This is a genomic window from Rhodospirillales bacterium (genome assembly GCA_018666775.1).
In the GTDB taxonomy this organism is placed as follows: Bacteria; Pseudomonadota; Alphaproteobacteria; order SMXQ01; family SMXQ01; genus JABIXC01.
In genome coordinates, this window is sequence record JABIXC010000007.1 from 271,797 (window position 1) to 288,029 (window position 16,233).

A 16,233-nucleotide genomic window follows, 5' to 3' on the forward strand; every position below is an offset into this window, starting at 1 on the left:
ACCTTGGGATTAATCAGACCCGGCACCAAGAATGGCCCGGGCATCGCTGACATCTTTATTCATTTGAACAATCAAGGCATCCACATCCGCAAAGGCCTTTTCCTCACGCAGATAGGCTTTGAACAAAACCCGAAGGGTCTTGCCATACAGATCGCCGGAATAGTCCATCAAAAACACCTCAAGCCGTGCATCGCTGCCATCGAATTGGGGGCGGGTGCCAAAATTGGCCGCACCATCCATCCAGCGTGTTTCTGCCCCTTCATCGATGCCCGCACGCACGGCATAAACACCGGCTTTGGGCCTCAGGTAATCCTCCATGCGCACATTGGCGGTCGGAAAACCCAGATCGCGGCCACGGGCATCTCCATGAACAACTTTCCCATCGACCTCCCATGTCCGGCCCAGCAAATTAGCTGCCGCCCCGGGATCACCATCCGTGATATGCCCCCGGATGGTGTTCGAAGAAATCACAGCACCATTTGTCGTCATGACCTGTGGTATTGGGCTTACCGTATAGCCCCCCTCAGACGCCGTGGCCTCTAACAGGGCAACATTGCCTTTGCGTCCTTTGCCAAAGGCAAAATCTGCGCCCACCATCACGTGGCGAACCCCAAGACCGGCCATCAAGATTTTGGTCACAAAATCTTCCGCCGGTGTTTCGGCAAACGCCTTGTCGAAATGCTGAACGATCAGCCCATCAACCCCCAGCCCTTCCATCAAATGGGCCTTGGACCGAAGTGACGTCAGGCGGAAGGGTTCGCTGTCAGGTTGGAACAGACTGCGCGGATGGGGCTCGAAGGTCAGCACCACCAAAGGCACACCCATAGCCTGAGCAATATCGCGCGCACCACCGATCACGGCCTGATGGCCTAGATGGACGCCGTCAAAATTCCCAATGACGGCAACCCCGCCACGAAGGTCTTCGGGCACGGGATCGGGATGGCGAAAAATGCGCATGGTCACAGATGGTTCCAGTTTTATTTTTTGCTCAGGTCACTTCCATGGCCATACAGCCACCATCGACAAACAGGTTTTCACCCCAAACGAATGCCGAATCACTGCTGACAAGGAACAATACTGCCTTGGCCATATCTTCTGGATCACCAGATTTCCCGGCCAGATTTTTCACCGGACGGGTGGGATCAAAATCTGCTTTTCCCACGGGAGAGCCGATCTTGTTCGGGGATATAGAATTGACCCGAATATTATGGGGGGCCAACTGCACCGCCATGGAACGGGTCAGGTTAACCACCCCGCCCTTGGCAGTAGTATAAGCGATGGCCCGAGGACGGCCGCGCCAACCAGACGTGGATGAGATATTAACAATGGCACCGCCATCGCCCTGATCCACCATCTGCTGCGCGCAATATTTACCCATCAGGAACGGTGCACCCAGGGTTACGCTGATCACCCGGTCCCAGTCTTCCTTGGAAATATCGAGAATGTGCTGATTATCGGAAATGGCGACATTGTTCACCAAAACATCAATGCGCCCCAGCCCATCAACGGTTTCCTTGACCAGCCGTTTGACATCGTCTTCATCCGCAACATTGGCTGCAATGGCAATGGCCTTGCCGCCCTTATCGGTGATGGCCTTGGCAACGGCTTCGGCACGATCCAGTTCAAGATCGACCACAGCAACGCCAGCCCCTTCGTCAGACAGGGTATGGGCAATCGATTCTCCGATATTGCGGCCAGCACCGGTTACAATGGCGACCTTATTCTCCAATTTCATCAAGTGTTCTCCTTGTTTTTTGGCGCGCCATTCAACCAGCGCGGTGTTGCCCGGTCTATCATCCAGGCCTTATGTGATGGCACGTTATAGACCTGTTTGTATCCCTAGTTAAAGTTCAGGAGGTGCAATACTATGTTTTTGGGTCAAAATGGCCTAAAACACGTTGAATTCAGGGAAAAATTTAGGAAAGATACCCTATGGCTTCCAGAAGACCCCCGCCCAGAATACCCAAAATACGCGAACACGCGATTATCACCCTTGGTGATGCGACCGTCCTGACGGGGCATGTCTTCATAGAAGCAACTACCCGTATTCAGGATCTTTTGAATGGTCCGGAACCATTTTTCGCGTTTATCAATGACGATGATGAAATTCAGCTTTTGAACAAACAATGGGTGGTTCAAGTCCGGCCATTCGATAAAACCTAATCATTTAATCGCTTTCAGGGAGCACCCATGACCGCCACCAAACTTTCCATCGGCATTGAACGCTATGACCGACATTTTCCATTTTTCGATGGCACCGTGATCCCCCCCGATGGGGTGGAATTGGATGTCTATCAGGCCGGCCAGTCCAGCACCTTGCGCGATGGCGATGATCGTCATGAACGTATGCTCCATGGCGGGGAATTTGATATCGCTGAATTTTCCATGTCGACCTTCCTGATGGCCAAAGGCCGGGACCTGCCCATTGCCGGTATCCCGATTTTCCCCCGCCGCCTGTTCAGCCAAAGTCAGATGTGGGTCCATCCCGATTCCAACCTGTGGCATCCGAAAGATCTGGTTGGCAAAAAAGTCGCCCTGTCTTCGTTCCAGACCACCCTTTCGCTACTGGCCAAGGGCGATATGAAATTCCATTACGGCGTCAATTGGGAAGACATCCACTGGCTTGTCACCACCGATGAAAAGATCAAGTTTGACGTCAAGGAAGGCGTGAAACTGGATACCATTGGCAAACGGTCAGATCTGGGCCGGATGCTGGAAGATGGCGAAATTGACGCCTTTTTCCTGCCCCATCCCCCCCATTCCGTGGTCTCTGGTCAAACCGCGGCACGCAGGCTGTTCGCCGATTGCAAGGCCGAAGAAATCAATTATTATGAAAAACACGGCGATTTCCCGATCATGCATGTGGTGGCCATCCGCCAAAGCCTGTTGGAAAAAGAACCCTGGGTCGCCAAGGCTGCCTTTGACATGTTCAATCAGGCAAAAGAACTCGCTGAGACCTTTTACGAAGACCCCAATTGGTCGCGCCTTGCATGGGGACGCCATTACTTTGAAGAAGAACGCACCCTGTTTGTCGATGACCCATGGGAAAATGGCTTCAAGCGCAACAAGGCCAACATAGAACGCTTCATCAAATATTCCCACGATCAGGGTTTAATCGATGCGATCTATCCAGCCGAGTCGCTGTTCACGGAAACCACGCTGGATACGTAATCCTTACGGGGCCAAACTTAAGGCGCAAGTTTGGCGATCTGGTCCCAATCCAGCCAATCGTTTAAGGCCGGTGTTTCCGGCAATACCACCACGCCGTTCTCAACGGTGAGCGGGTCTTTCACACACGTTTCTGTCAGTTGCAAAAAGAAGCTTTCTTCTGATGGCAAGCCGTTCTTATGGGCGGGTAATGACCCCGCAAGGCCAAGGGCGGCCACCGCGCCCAAGGGGCTGGTCGCACCAAGGCCAATATGAACGCAGGCACCTTGAGCTGCGGCTTGATCCATGATGGCGCGGCTGTCGCCAATGCCGGTTTTCGGCACCTTGACTGAAATACAATCGGCATCATGGGCCAAAAACATCTGGGCCTCCAACAAGGTGCGCGCCGTATTGTCGACCAACACCGGCAATTTAGATGCTGCGCGCACCCGTGCAAAAGACCGGTCCGGCACGCATTCGGTTGGGTCTTCCACCACACTGACATCAAATTCGGCCAGCATTTCGGTTAACGGTGCCACTTCGGCTTCGGCATAATTACGGTTGGCATCGGCAGAAAGCGTCACGCTGTTGCCCAACGCCTTCCGTATCCCGGCCAGCACTTGGCGATCGGTCTCAAACCCTTGGCCAACCTTCACCTTCAACGACGTAAAGCCATGGCGGCCAACCACGGTTTCGGCTTCCGCCACCATGGTCTCAACCTTGTCCCGGGTCACCGTCCAGGCCACGGGCACTGGCTTGGTGGCCCCTAAAAATTCGCCAAATGGTTTGCCCGCCGTTTGCGCGCGGATATCCCAAATGGCAGAATCAATCATAGATTTGGCCAAAACGTGTTCGCGCACATAATGCATAAAACTGCTCACCGCATCTTCATCGGCAATATCCAGTTTCATGATTCGGGGCATCAACACTTCATCCACCACCACGGCGATACTTTTCAGTGTCGCCCCGGTCCAGGCAAGGCGTACCGGCGCTTCGCCAACGCCGATCAACCCTTCATCGGTTTCGATTCTAATATACATGGCATCCAGCCCGGGTTCTGCATGGCCGGCCCAACGGATGGGATGGTGATAGGGAAAATGAACGGGGAATAATTTGTAACTGGTAATCTTCATGGGGGTTTTTACCTTCCTACTGCGTAGCTTTGCATGAATCGTGAGGTCGCCGCAGCCTTGAGCCACGGGCCATCAATGGCGGCTGCGGTCACCCGGCCAATGGACCAAGAGGGCCCGGTTTCTATCTGGTGCCCTCGCCGTTTGAGCTCTGCCACTGTTTCAGGCGCGAAGCCCCCTTCCAATCCCAGATGCCCGGGGTAAGCCGTGCGCGGCCAAAAGGAATTTGGAAAATGGAGCGTTTCAAACAAGGGCAAATCAATGGCTTCTTGCAGGTTCAGCCCATGGTGAACATGGCGCAAGAACATGGTCAGCGGCCATTGGTCCTGAAAATCACCGCCGGGCGTGCCAAAGCTGAGCCACGGCTTGCCGTCTTTTAAGGCCAAAGATGGCGACAGCGTGGTGCGCGGCCGTTTGCCCGGGGCCACCCCATTGGGGTGGGTTTCATCCAACCAGAACATCTGCGCCCGGGTACCCAGCGGAAAGCCCAGACCCGGCACCACCGGCGATGAATGCAGCCACGCACCTGACGGCGTGGCCGAAACAATATTGCCAAAGCGATCCACCGCATCAATGTGGACGGTATCGCCCTTTTGGCTGCCCAATGCCGCACCGGGTTCCCCGGCACCGGCACTGGCATCAGGATTGTCGGCGCCGCTTAACGCCACCCCGGCACCAAAGCCCGGGATTTCGCCCGCGCGTTGTTCCATTGATGCATCATTGCCCACCAGCGCGCGGCGCGCATCGTTGTAGACATCGGACAGCAACACATCCATGGGGACGTCTGCGAAATCGGGATCACCATAGAATTTTTCACGATCAGCAAAGGCAAGCTTGGCGCATTCCACCACGGTGTGAACAAAATCCACGCCCAACGGGTCCATGGCGGAAAGATCAAAGCCCTTTAACAAGGCCAATTGTTGCAACATGACCGGGGCTTGAGACCATGGCCCGCATTTGGCCACGGTCGTGCCGCAATAATCATACGTTAGCGGGTCTTCGTAATGGGCGGAAAACTGGGCAATGTCTTCGCCGGTCAACAACCCGTTGTGACGCAACCCCGATGTATCCAGCACCGATGCATTGCGACAAAAATCATCTATGGCTTCAGCAACAAAGCCTTCACGCCAAATTTTGCGCGCTCGGCTGATGACCTGTTCACGCCCGCCCTCGGTGCCGGCTTCTTTGAGAATGCGTTCATAGATATCTGCCAAAGCAGGCAATTTATAAAGGCTGCCGGTCTTTGGCACGGCGCCGTTGACCAGATAGGTTTCCCCCGATGTTGGCCATTCGGTGGCAAAAATATCTGCCATGGAATCAATCGCTGCCACCACACCGCCAACCACCCCATGGCCATTGCGGGCATAGCCAATGGCCGGTTCTAAAATCACATCCAGGGGCAAACTGCCGTGATCGCACAGCAACATCATCCACGAATCAAATGCCGCAGGCACGGTGGCGGCCATCAAACCGGTGCCCGGCATAATGTCAAAACCGGCATCGCGGTAACGCGCCACGGTGGCGGTGGCGGGTGCCGGGCCTTGGCCTGCCAGCGCCGTGACCTTGCCACCTTTGGCCGAAAACAAGATGGGCACTTCGCCCGCAGGCCCACAAAGATGGGGATAGATCACCTGGAACACAAATGCCGCCGCCGCCGCCGCATCAAAGGCGTTGCCACCCTTTTCCATCATCGCCATGCCAGCCTGCGCTGCCAGCCAATGGTTGGTCGCCACCATGCCGTGGGTGCCGACCAATTCCGGCCGGGACGTGTGCATGCCTTGATAAATTTCCCCTGCCATCATCTTAATCCCGTTTTGGCAAATCGTCGGTGGTGCCCTTGAAGGCCATGAACCCCCCATCGATCAATAAATCGGTGCCAGTACAAAAAGACGCCGCATCGGATGCCAGATACAACGCCCCTTCGGCCACTTCCAAAACCGTGCCGGTGCGGCGCGCCAGATAAAATCGCCCGCGAATTTTGTTGGCATTTTCCGGCGTGCCATAACGGTGTAATGAGCGCGGCGTATCGATGGCACCGGGCGATATGGAATTCACCCGAATATTATCATCGGCGTGATCGATGGCCATGACCTTGGTCAATTGCAAGATGCCGCCCTTCGATGCGCAATAGCCTGAGCGCAACGGTGCGCCAATTTGTCCATATTGCGACGCGATATTGATAATCGCCCCGCCGCCTGAATCTTTCATGGCCGGGATGGCATATTTGCTCATCAGGAAACAACCGGTGAGGTTAATTGAAATTTCGCGGGTCCAATCTTCCAGGCTGCGATCGACGACGGTCGCATCGGGCGATGATCCCGCCGCCACATTGATCAAAATGTGCAAATTCCCAAATTTCTCGACCGCCAACTGTACGGCGCGCTCGGCTTGGGCGGCATCAGAGACATCCAGCGGGCAGGCCACAGCCGTGCCACCACCCGCCCCGATATCGCTGACGGTTTGCTCGGCCCCTTCCAGATTAATGTCGCCAACACAAATTTTAGCCCCATGGGACGCAAAATGGCGCGCAATTGCCCCGCCAATGGCCCCGCCAGCGCCGGTAATCAAGGCCACTTTTCCGGCCAATCTTTGTTCCGACATTCTCCCCCCTTGTTTTTCTTCTTAAAGCAGGCCCAAGTGTCGTCTAAAATCAATCGCTGGGCAAGAAGCTGCAAAAAACAGAAAAAGGGTAGAGACGATGAAAGTTATTTTTAATCAAGGGGTGAACAAAATAGACATATCAGGCTTGCGCGCATTGGCCCCCGATGTGGATTTTGTCGAAACCCATACAGCCGATGATGTCGCCCGTGAAATTGGCGATGCAGATTCCTTAAGCATTACCAACCGGGTTTATCTGGCAGACATGGTGAAAGCCGTGAACGAAAATGCGAAGACCCTTAAATGGATCAATTTCAGGACATCGGGGATCGACAAAGCGTTGAAACATGGTGGTTTCCTGCCCGGCACTGTGGTCACCAATGCCACCGGCCTATCCGCCCCCACTTTGTCTGAACATGCCTTTTCGCTGTTTATGTTTTTGGCCCGCAACTTCCGGGCAACGGAAGAAGCCAGCACCCGCCATGACTGGATCCGCGATGGGGTCAGCCCCAGTGTCTTTTCTTTTGCAGGCCGCACCATGGCCATCCTTGGCATGGGCCAAATTGGCCAATCCATGGCGCGCAAGGCAAAAGCCTTTGAAATGAAAGTGATCGCCGTATCACGGGATTACAAACCCGATGATTCTGTCGATGAGGTTTTCCCCCGCGAGCGCGTGAAGGAAGCCCTGGCCCAAGCCGATGCGGTTTTGATCTCTATGCCATCCATCCCTGAAACCCATGGCTTCATGGACGCCGATAAATTATCGGCCATGAAAAAAAGTGCCTATCTGGTCAACATTGCGCGCGGCGCATTAGTCAATGAACCAGACCTGATCGCCGCGTGCAAATCCGGGCAAATTGCAGGGGCCGGGCTGGACGTGACGGTCGAAGAACCCACCCCTGCCGATAGCCCGTTATGGGATGTGCCCAATATCGTGCTGACCCCGCATATCGGCGGTGTGGGCGACCATACCCCGGACCGGCAATTCGCCAGAATTGCTAGAAACATTGAACTGTACCAGGCGGGAAAACCGCTGGAATTTACGGTCGATTGGGAATCAATGGTGGATTAAAGGGCCTATGTGCGCACGATTTAAGAGCGCGCTAACGCACGACTTTAAGAGCGCGCTAACGCACGACACTTTTCAGCGGTTTGCCATCTAGATAAAGCCGCAAATTTTCGCGCACAAGCTTTGCCAATCCCTGTTTTTGGGCGTCGCCGCCTTGGCCCGCAATATGGGGGGTCATCAATACATTATCCAAATCCCATAACGGGCTATCGGGGCTTAAAGGTTCATCGGCGAAGGCATCGATGCCCGCCCCTTTGATCCACCCCGCCGCCAAGGCTTGGGTCAATGCCGCTTCATCGATCACTTGGCCCCGGCTGACATTGACAACGATGGCGTTCGGTTTCAGCAACGCAATTTTATCCGCATCTATAAAATTCCGGGTTTCATCATCCAATGCCATGGCGATCATCAGAACATCGGCGTGTGGCAAAACATCGCCAACATCTTCGCGTTTCACCACCCGATCAATGAAGGGCGCGGGGGTGGCGGCGCGGGTCACGCAGATCACCTCCATATCAAAAGCCTTGGCTTTGCGGGCAACGTCTTGGCCAATGCGCCCCATGCCCAAAATCACCATGGTGCCACCGGTGGCCGGAATCAGGCCCGGGGAAAATTCATTTCTGGCCCAATCATGATTGGCCCGAAACCCTTCATAGGGATGAAAGCCCCGCATCACACCCAGCATCAACGCCATGGCATGGCCCGCCAAAGCGGTCTGGCTAATATCGCCAATATTGGTGATTAAGACGTCTTGGGGCAGGCCATGTTCTTGCGCGATATCAATGCCAACGGTGGCAAATTGTATCCATTTCAACGCCTGCCCGTGTTTTGCAATGACCGGGCCGGTTTCTGGTGTGAAGGCAGAATTATAGGTAAAGAACACCTCCGCACCGTCCAAGGCCCCGGCCAGTTCATCGGGATTATGCGCCCGCACCACTTCCACATCCGGGAAGGCCGCCAAAAAATCTGCATCCACCACATCGTGGTAATCCCGCAGCATCTGGGCAATGCGCAAGGTCATGACCTATTCGACAAATGCTTCTAGCATTTCTACGGGGTCGCCATAGCGTGATGCCTGCTCGACGACGCTGGGTGATTTCAGTGCCATCAAGAATCCATTGTCGATCAGGGTCACATCGCCCACGGTCACCGTGGTGTCAAAACAGGCGAGATCCTGATGCAAGGGGGGTTCTTCCCAATTGGGCACGACGCGGCGCATGTGATTGGACGGCGTCGTGTAATTAATGCCCCAATGCAGCGCACCGGCCGAATTTGGCCCGGCAGGATAGGCCGTAAAACGCGGCGCCTTTGGATTATGGCCACAGCCCAGTTCCGTCACCTTGCCGCCGACAACCATGTCACGCAGGATATCTGCTTCGCGGCTTTTGCCATGAACGGCGACCACTTCGGTGTCACACCATTCCACGCCAATTTTTTCCTCAAACGGGTTTTTAAAGCCCACGGCCCATTGCGGGTAAAGCATGCCTTCCATCTTTGCCACTTTGCCCGGTTCGCGTTTAAAGGTTTCGCGATCATAAATATTGGGGCCATGGGATGGCAGGTAATGCACATAACAGCCCGGCTCTTCCGCCGTGGTGGAACCGCGCCAACGGTTGGTGTCCAACATGTTATCCGCCATTTCTGCCGTAAACTTAATAGTGACATCACTGCCGCGCGGGTCTGAAAAATGCATGTCAAAATCAACACCGCGGGGAAACAATGCGGCATTGGCCCGGGTGATTTCACCCACCAATCCAACCGGGAACCGCGCCTGCGGGGTGTCCAAAAGATCAAGGTTTCTGAAATAGGTAATCTTCACCCAACGCTGGCCTTTTTCTTTGCGCAGTTTCACGAACAACGGCGCGTTGACCGATGCGTACCAACTGCCGATGACAAAATCTGCCTGCTCCACCAGCGCACGCGCTTCATCGGGGCAATCGGTCAGCTGCGTGGTGGGGGCCATAAATTCACGCACGGTCGCGCCGCGTGCAGCTGCAATGCCAGAAATGGCATCAACAACGCGCCGGTCCAGCAACGGGTCTGTTAAGAACAGAACATTTTCGCCTTCGCGGATGGCGAACACCTTTGACAGGTTTTCCATCGCCTGAAACCGGTTGCGCAGGGCCAAAGACGGCAAAATATTTTCAGGCGGCATGGCAGTTGCCGTATGGGACGTACGAATATCGTCTAAACTTGGTGGAACGTAGCTTGAATTGGTCACTGTTTTCTCCCCTTAACGAATATTTTCGCTTATTCTCTAATGCCAATGACACAAACGCAACGATGATGGTGAACCCCTGAAATGACCCTGTTTATTAACGAAAAACATGTCGCCCAATTGATTGACGAAGGCCACGCCACCATGGGCGATTTTGTCGCGGCCATCGAAGGCGCCTTTATCGATCAGGGAAATGGCGATTTTGACATTTTGCCGCGCCAGAATTTTGAAGTACCCATACCGGGCCGGGCCAAGGGCGGGTCCTTAAAGATCGGCGGCGCCGCCCTGAAAGGGGTTGGTGCCATGGGCGCATCGCTTTATTCCGGTGGCTATGGCGGCATGAACCTCTGGATCACCCTGTATGATACGACCACCGGAAAGGTGCCGGCCATTTTGCATGGCTCTTGTATTGGCCAAATGAAAACCGGATCAACATCGGCCATGGCCGCCAACCACATGGCCCGCAAAGACGCCACCCGGGTCGGCATTCTGGGTTCTGGCGATCAGGCACGGACCCAATTAATGGGGCTGTGTGCCATCCGTGACATCACAACTGTGCGCGCCTACAGCACCACCCGCGAAAATCTGGAATCCTACATTGCATGGGCAAAAGGTGCGTTTCCTGATCTGGATATTGAGGCCGCAGACACAGCGGAAGACGCCATCCGGGACGCCGATATTTTTGTGACCATCACCAATGCGGCTGATCCCATCATGAAAGCAGACTGGATCAAACCCGGCGCACATGGGTCCATCGTTGGGGCCCATTATCCAAAAAAACGTGAAATTGATGCCGCTACCTTGAACAACGCGCGCGTCATTGTCGATGATCTGGAACAGGCCTTTAATGAAAAGGGTGAATTGTTGATCCCACTGGAAAGTGGCGAGATCACCCGCGATATCGTCCAGGGCACCATCGGTGATGTTCTGGTGGGCAAGATCAAGGGCCGGGAATCCGAAGACCAGATCACCCTGTTCTTATCGGGCGGCACGGCGCTGGAATATATTGCCGTTGCCAACATGCTCCATAAAAAGGCTGTGAAGGCTGGCATCGGTCAAGTTCTGGATTACGAAGAAAACCGCTAAAGAAAAAACCCCTCAAAGCACGCTATGCGCTTCAAGGGGTTTTGTTATTTAGGTATTTTGCTTAACAACCCGCTTTGCAATTGCCTTGGCCGTCAAACTGCATGGCTTTGCCGCTGGTGGCAATATGGACCGATGCACCCTTGATCAATTTCTTGAACTTGGCCACCCGGGTTTTCTTTCTAAGCTTGCCGCCCTTGGTGGATGCTTCATTGGCATGAACCGGAACACCAAGCATGTCACATTTGCGAGAGGCGTGCTTACTTTGCGGTCGGCATGATGAATTCGGCACCCCGGGTCATGGACTGGGGCCAGCGCGAGGTCACCGTTTTAAGCCGTGTATAGAACCGCACGCCCTCGGCGCCATGGATATGATGATCCCCAAACAGGGACCGTTTCCAGCCACCGAAGCTCATGAAGGCCATGGGCACCGGGATGGGGACGTTAATCCCCACCATGCCCGCATGCACACCCTGGGTAAAGGCATGAGCGGCATCCCCACTTTGGGTAAAAATCGCCGTGCCATTGCCGTATTGATGATCATTGACGATCTTCAGCGCGCCCTCAAAATCATCGGCCCGAACCACGCACAGCACTGGGCCAAAAATTTCATCGCGGTAAATATCCATGTCTGTGGTGACTCGATCAAACAGGGATGCGCCGGTGAAAAACCCGGCTTCGCTGCCTTTGGGCCGAAAGCCCCGGCCATCAACCACCAGTTCTGCGCCCGCAGCCACGCCGCCGTCGACATAGGCCTCTACCCGATCACGGTGTTCTTTGGTGACCAACGGCCCCATTTCAGAATCGCCATCGGTGCCAACGCCGATCTTTAAATCGCGCACCCGGGAAGCCATTTTTTCGACCAACCGATCCCCGGCATCGCCCACCGCAACAGCAACCGAAATCGCCATGCAGCGTTCCCCTGCCGATCCATAAGCAGCGCCCATCAGGCCATCCACGGCCAGATCAATATCGGCATCGGGCATCACCACCATATGGTTTTTAGCACCACCCAATGCCTGAACCCGTTTGCCCGCGTCCGTGCCGGTGCGGTAAACATGTTCGGCAACATTGGTAGACCCCACAAAGCTGATCGCGCCAATTTCAGGAGCGGCCAAAATGCCGTTCACGGTTGTGCTGTCGCCATTAACAACGTTCAACACCCCATCGGGCAGGCCTGCTTCCGATGCCAGCTCTGCCAACATCAAGGGGGCGGAGGGCACCTTTTCAGAAGGCTTCAAAATGAAACAATTCCCCGCCGCCACGGCCAGCGGAAACATCCACATGGGCACCATGACCGGAAAATTAAACGGTGTGATCCCGGCGCAGATGCCAATGGGTTGGCGCAGGGAAAAACTATCCACCCCGGTGCCAACATTTTCGGCATATTCACCCTTTAACAAATGGGGAATGCCACAGGCAAATTCCACCACCTCCAGTCCACGGATCAAGGACCCGCGCGCATCATCCAAAACCTTGCCATGTTCCTGGGTGACCGCCGCACACAGCGCATCCATATTGGCTTCAATCAATTCCTTGAACCGGAACATCACCCGGGCACGGCGCAGCGGCGGGGTTGCGGCCCAACCGGGAAAGGCATCTTTAGCCGATGCAATGGCCGCATTAAGATCTGGCCCATCGGCCAGCGGCACCCGGGCACAAACATCACCCGTGGCAGGGTTTGTTACCTCGCCAAAGCGCCCAGATGCGCCCTTAACCCGTTTACCACCAATAAAATGATATAAATCATCCATCATTTTCTGCTATGTCCATGCTGTTTCCGTAACGCAGCGGAGATTAGAGCCCCAATCGTCAAAGGTCCAGACAGGTATCATACCCGCCATGAACACCGCCCAGCCCCCAAAACCAGCGGCCCCGCTATCCAAATTCGCCGCCGCCACCATTGCGTGCGGCGCTTTCATGGGCCTGTGCGGGATCATCCTGGGCACACTGGCCGCCCACGGCGCCCATGTGGAAGCCCAGCCCTTGTTAAAAACCGCGTCCACCTATGCTATGGCCCATGGCATGGCCATGATCCCGACGGTTCTGGCCCGGGAACGATTGGCCATTGATTTGGTCGCTTGCAAAATACTCACCACCGCCATCCTTTGTTTTGGCTCCGGTGTGATTTTGTTCTCTGGCGGGCTTGTCTTGATGAGCATCGGCCTTAATTTAAATATCGTGCCCGTTGGCGGCGTGCTCTTGATGGGTGGCTGGTCCGGGCTTTGTGTTGGCGCGCTCATCCATTTGCGCTGCAAGCAATAACGCCCCTCTTTAAATTTTCTGAAATCACGAGTGAAAATGATGGCTACAAAACCTAAAACCAAAAAACCTGCTGCCAAGACATCCAAACCAAAAGCGCCAAAAGCAAAAGCGCCTGAGGCAAAAGAATCAAAAACGCCAGATTCGGGAACCGATTCCAAAAGCGATTCTGGCAGCGAAGGCAGTAGCAAAAAAGCATCTGCGCCCAGCCGCCCCATCAGCTATTTCTCATCCGTTGCCACCGATGATTACCGGTCGGGCTGGGATGAAATTTTTGGGAAGAAAAAAGCAGCCCCCAGAAAGAAAAAGCTGCCCGCCACCATCACCTTGAACACCGATGATCTGGATCAGGATTTGCGCGACCAGCTGGAAACCGCGTTTCGCAAACAGGTAAAGAAAAAACGCCTGAATTACGACAAGCTCGATGCCAACGACCAGATCAGCTGGGAAATCGCCTGTCATATCTCTGAAGACTGATCTTCAAAACATCCATCAAACACGAAAAGGCCCCAGGTTTTATCCGGGGCCTTTTTGATAAGTGGTAGGGGTAGGGAGAATCGAACTCCCACTCTGTCACCAGAACGGGATTTTGAATCCCGCGCGTCTACCAGTTCCGCCATACCCCCACATATTAATTCTCGCCCGTAAAATGCTTATCTGGTGCGGGTTCGTCAACCTCATTTCGTGACCTGACCAAATAGCCCCCCATTGCCCTGAAGCGCGCGGGCGTATAGCTTTCCCTCCATGAACGACATCACCATTCCGGCCTGGCACGCCCATATCTATTACGATCTTGCCACAACACGCACAATTGCGGCGGATTTGCGCGAAAAAATCGCGGCTGGGTTTCCCTCGTCCGTCATTGGCGGCTGGCATGACCGGAACGTTGGCCCCCATACACAGCCCATGTATCAGGTGGCCTTTGATGCGGCGCTGTTTGACACATTTGTGCCGTTTCTTGCCCTGAACCGGGCGGGATTGGCGGTTTTGGTCCATCCCCACAGCACTGGGGACCATGTCGCCGATCATATGGAACATGCCATCTGGCTGGGTGAAATCCTCGACATTAACACCGCACAATGGCTGGATAACTAACCATGTTGCGCGGGCTTTATGACTGGACCATGAATTTAGCCGGGCACAAGCGTGCGGGCTCGGCCCTGTTCGCAGTCAGCTTTGCCGAATCATCGTTCTTTCCCATCCCCCCCGACGTAATGATCATCCCCATGGTGCTGGCCGATCGCACCCGGGCATGGCGCATTGCCATGATCTGCACGATCGCATCGGTGTTGGGGGCTATTTTGGGCTACGCCATCGGGGCCTTGCTTTATGACAGCATCGGCAAACCGATGATGGATTTTTACGGCTATGGCGCGAAATTCGAAACCTTCACCGCCCATTACAATGAATGGGGCGCATGGATTGTGGCGGGGGCTGCGCTGACCCCCTTCCCCTTCAAGGTGATCACCATTGCCTCTGGCGTTGCATCGTTGGACCCGCTCACCTTTATCGTCTCAGCCGTTCTTGCACGTGGTGCGCGGTTTTATGCGGTGGCGGCACTTTTATGGCGCTTTGGCGAACCCATCCGGGCCTTCATTGAACGCAATCTATCGCTGTTGAGCATTGCCTTTTTTGCCCTCCTGCTGGGCGGGTTTGTTCTGATAAAATACGCGTTCTGATCATGATGAAAGCACTTTATGAACCCCGCACCTTTTTTGCCCTGCTGCTGATCGCAGCCATGGGCATTTTGGGAACGGCGCTCGCGTCACAATATTTTGGCGGGCTGCAACCCTGCCCCTTATGTCTGTGGCAACGCTATCCTTATGTCATCGTCATCGGGCTGGGGGGCGTTGGGTTTGGATTGGCGGGCCACACCACCATGGCTGCGCGCGCGTCCCTATTGAGTACCATCGCAATTTTGGCAGCACTGGCCCTGTATATTGATGCCGGCATTGCCGCGTTTCATGTGGGTGTTGAGCAGCATTGGTGGGAAGGCCTGCAAAGTTGCAGTGCCGCACCCATTAGCGGCAGCATCGAAGCCTTGGGCGCGCAATTGCTGGGGACCCCCATTGTGCGCTGCGATGAAGTGGCATGGTCGCTGGGTGGTATTTCAATGGCGGGCTATAATTTCATCACCGCCCTTGGACTTGGCATTATCACCACGCGCGCGGCACAAGTGATGAAGGCAAACCATGGTGGATAAAAAAACCAAAATTGACCGCATGATCCGGGTCGATCAGGCCGGGGAATACGGCGCTGCGCGCATTTACGCGGGCCAATTGGCGGTTTTGAAAAATACCGATGCCGCCCCGGTGATCGAAGAAATGGCCGATAAAGAACGCGAACATCTGGAAAAATTTGATCATCTGATGAACGCCCGCCACGTGCGGCCAACGCTTCTTGGACCGATCTGGCATGTGGCCGGTTTTGCGCTGGGGGCGGCCACTGCCATGATGGGTAAAAAAGCCGCCATGGCCTGCACCGAAGCGGTAGAAGAAGTGATCGAAGATCACTATCAGGCACAATCGGATGCGCTGTCCAAAAACCCCGCGCAATCAGACCCCGAATTGGCCGCCGCTATTACACAAGCCCAGGCCGATGAAGCCGATCACCGCCAACGCGCCATTAATGAAGGCGCCCGACAAGCCCCCTGCCACGCCCCCCTGACATCAGCCGTGCGCACCGGCACCCGCATGGCCATCTGGCTGTCTGAAAGAATTTAGGCG

General features: G+C 54.9%; 19 protein-coding genes and 1 tRNA gene. 10 read left to right on the forward strand and 10 right to left on the reverse strand.

Annotated elements, in window-relative coordinates; translation table 11 throughout:
• Window positions 1-9: 9 nt before the first annotated feature.
• On the reverse strand, window positions 10-957 hold the full coding sequence (locus tag HOJ08_03520) for a bifunctional riboflavin kinase/FAD synthetase (protein ID MBT5672509.1): 948 nt from the start codon (window positions 955-957) through the stop codon (window positions 10-12).
• Window positions 958-988: 31 nt separating this feature from the next.
• Complete coding sequence (locus HOJ08_03525; GenBank protein ID MBT5672510.1) at window positions 989-1,735, reverse strand: glucose 1-dehydrogenase; 747 nt, start codon at window positions 1,733-1,735, stop codon at window positions 989-991.
• 197 nt (window positions 1,736-1,932) lie between these two features.
• On the opposite strand from HOJ08_03525, the gene HOJ08_03530 reads away from it, so the two are divergent.
• Both HOJ08_03530 and HOJ08_03535 read left to right on the forward strand, forming a co-directional pair.
• A complete protein-coding gene (locus HOJ08_03530; protein MBT5672511.1) occupies window positions 1,933-2,163 on the forward strand; it encodes a hypothetical protein in 231 nt (76 codons plus the stop codon).
• Between the two features lie 27 nt (window positions 2,164-2,190).
• A complete protein-coding gene (locus HOJ08_03535; GenBank protein ID MBT5672512.1) occupies window positions 2,191-3,171 on the forward strand; it encodes a 4,5-dihydroxyphthalate decarboxylase in 981 nt (326 codons plus the stop codon).
• A 17-nt stretch (window positions 3,172-3,188) separates the two neighbouring features.
• Here HOJ08_03535 and HOJ08_03540 read toward each other — a convergent pair whose 3' ends face one another.
• The 3 genes from HOJ08_03540 to HOJ08_03550 are packed head-to-tail and all read right to left on the reverse strand — an operon-like array spanning window position 3,189 to window position 6,878.
• The gene (locus tag HOJ08_03540) at window positions 3,189-4,280 is read right to left on the reverse strand and encodes a mandelate racemase/muconate lactonizing enzyme family protein (protein ID MBT5672513.1); all 1,092 of its coding nucleotides are present in this window, start codon (window positions 4,278-4,280) and stop codon (window positions 3,189-3,191) included.
• An 8-nt stretch (window positions 4,281-4,288) separates the two neighbouring features.
• Entirely contained in the window at window positions 4,289-6,052 is a 1,764-nt protein-coding gene (locus HOJ08_03545) for a gamma-glutamyltransferase family protein (GenBank protein ID MBT5672514.1), read from the reverse strand.
• A gap of 28 nt (window positions 6,053-6,080) precedes the next feature.
• Window positions 6,081-6,878, reverse strand: coding sequence for a glucose 1-dehydrogenase (locus HOJ08_03550; GenBank protein ID MBT5672515.1), 798 nt, complete (start codon window positions 6,876-6,878; stop codon window positions 6,081-6,083).
• Between the two features lie 97 nt (window positions 6,879-6,975).
• Here HOJ08_03550 and HOJ08_03555 point away from each other — a divergent pair, with 97 nt between their 5' ends.
• On the forward strand, window positions 6,976-7,947 hold the full coding sequence (locus tag HOJ08_03555; GenBank protein ID MBT5672516.1) for a D-2-hydroxyacid dehydrogenase: 972 nt from the start codon (window positions 6,976-6,978) through the stop codon (window positions 7,945-7,947).
• Between the two features lie 55 nt (window positions 7,948-8,002).
• Here HOJ08_03555 and HOJ08_03560 read toward each other — a convergent pair whose 3' ends face one another.
• Both HOJ08_03560 and HOJ08_03565 read right to left on the reverse strand, forming a co-directional pair.
• A complete protein-coding gene (locus HOJ08_03560) occupies window positions 8,003-8,965 on the reverse strand; it encodes a D-2-hydroxyacid dehydrogenase (GenBank protein ID MBT5672517.1) in 963 nt (320 codons plus the stop codon).
• 3 nt (window positions 8,966-8,968) lie between these two features.
• On the reverse strand, window positions 8,969-10,165 hold the full coding sequence (locus HOJ08_03565) for a hypothetical protein (protein MBT5672518.1): 1,197 nt from the start codon (window positions 10,163-10,165) through the stop codon (window positions 8,969-8,971).
• An 81-nt stretch (window positions 10,166-10,246) separates the two neighbouring features.
• Here HOJ08_03565 and HOJ08_03570 point away from each other — a divergent pair, with 81 nt between their 5' ends.
• Window positions 10,247-11,248 (forward strand): ornithine cyclodeaminase family protein, encoded by a 1,002-nt coding sequence (locus HOJ08_03570; GenBank protein ID MBT5672519.1) that lies wholly within the window; start codon window positions 10,247-10,249, stop codon window positions 11,246-11,248.
• A gap of 61 nt (window positions 11,249-11,309) precedes the next feature.
• On the opposite strand, the gene HOJ08_03575 is transcribed toward HOJ08_03570, so the two are convergent.
• Both HOJ08_03575 and HOJ08_03580 read right to left on the reverse strand, forming a co-directional pair.
• Window positions 11,310-11,483, reverse strand: a complete 174-nt coding sequence (locus tag HOJ08_03575) for a hypothetical protein (GenBank protein ID MBT5672520.1) — start codon at window positions 11,481-11,483, stop codon at window positions 11,310-11,312.
• A gap of 22 nt (window positions 11,484-11,505) precedes the next feature.
• Window positions 11,506-12,999, reverse strand: a complete 1,494-nt coding sequence (locus HOJ08_03580) for a CoA-acylating methylmalonate-semialdehyde dehydrogenase (protein ID MBT5672521.1) — start codon at window positions 12,997-12,999, stop codon at window positions 11,506-11,508.
• Between the two features lie 88 nt (window positions 13,000-13,087).
• On the opposite strand from HOJ08_03580, the gene HOJ08_03585 reads away from it, so the two are divergent.
• On the forward strand, window positions 13,088-13,510 hold the full coding sequence (locus HOJ08_03585) for a DUF423 domain-containing protein (GenBank protein ID MBT5672522.1): 423 nt from the start codon (window positions 13,088-13,090) through the stop codon (window positions 13,508-13,510).
• A 36-nt stretch (window positions 13,511-13,546) separates the two neighbouring features.
• A complete protein-coding gene (locus HOJ08_03590; GenBank protein MBT5672523.1) occupies window positions 13,547-13,984 on the forward strand; it encodes a hypothetical protein in 438 nt (145 codons plus the stop codon).
• Between the two features lie 62 nt (window positions 13,985-14,046).
• Here HOJ08_03590 and HOJ08_03595 read toward each other — a convergent pair.
• Window positions 14,047-14,133, reverse strand: a tRNA-Leu gene (locus HOJ08_03595).
• Between the two features lie 118 nt (window positions 14,134-14,251).
• Between HOJ08_03595 and HOJ08_03600 the strand changes: the two genes are divergently transcribed.
• The 4 genes from HOJ08_03600 to HOJ08_03615 are packed head-to-tail and all read left to right on the forward strand — an operon-like array spanning window position 14,252 to window position 16,230.
• Complete coding sequence (locus HOJ08_03600; GenBank protein MBT5672524.1) at window positions 14,252-14,602, forward strand: DOPA 4,5-dioxygenase family protein; 351 nt, start codon at window positions 14,252-14,254, stop codon at window positions 14,600-14,602.
• A 2-nt stretch (window positions 14,603-14,604) separates the two neighbouring features.
• Window positions 14,605-15,186, forward strand: coding sequence for a DedA family protein (locus HOJ08_03605; protein ID MBT5672525.1), 582 nt, complete (start codon window positions 14,605-14,607; stop codon window positions 15,184-15,186).
• Between the two features lie 5 nt (window positions 15,187-15,191).
• Window positions 15,192-15,710: a disulfide bond formation protein B gene (locus HOJ08_03610; protein ID MBT5672526.1), complete on the forward strand. Its 519-nt coding sequence runs from the start codon at window positions 15,192-15,194 to the stop codon at window positions 15,708-15,710.
• A complete protein-coding gene (locus HOJ08_03615; GenBank protein MBT5672527.1) occupies window positions 15,700-16,230 on the forward strand; it encodes a demethoxyubiquinone hydroxylase family protein in 531 nt (176 codons plus the stop codon). Before HOJ08_03610 ends, HOJ08_03615 begins: the two co-directional genes overlap by 11 nt.
• Window positions 16,231-16,233 lie beyond the last annotated feature (3 nt).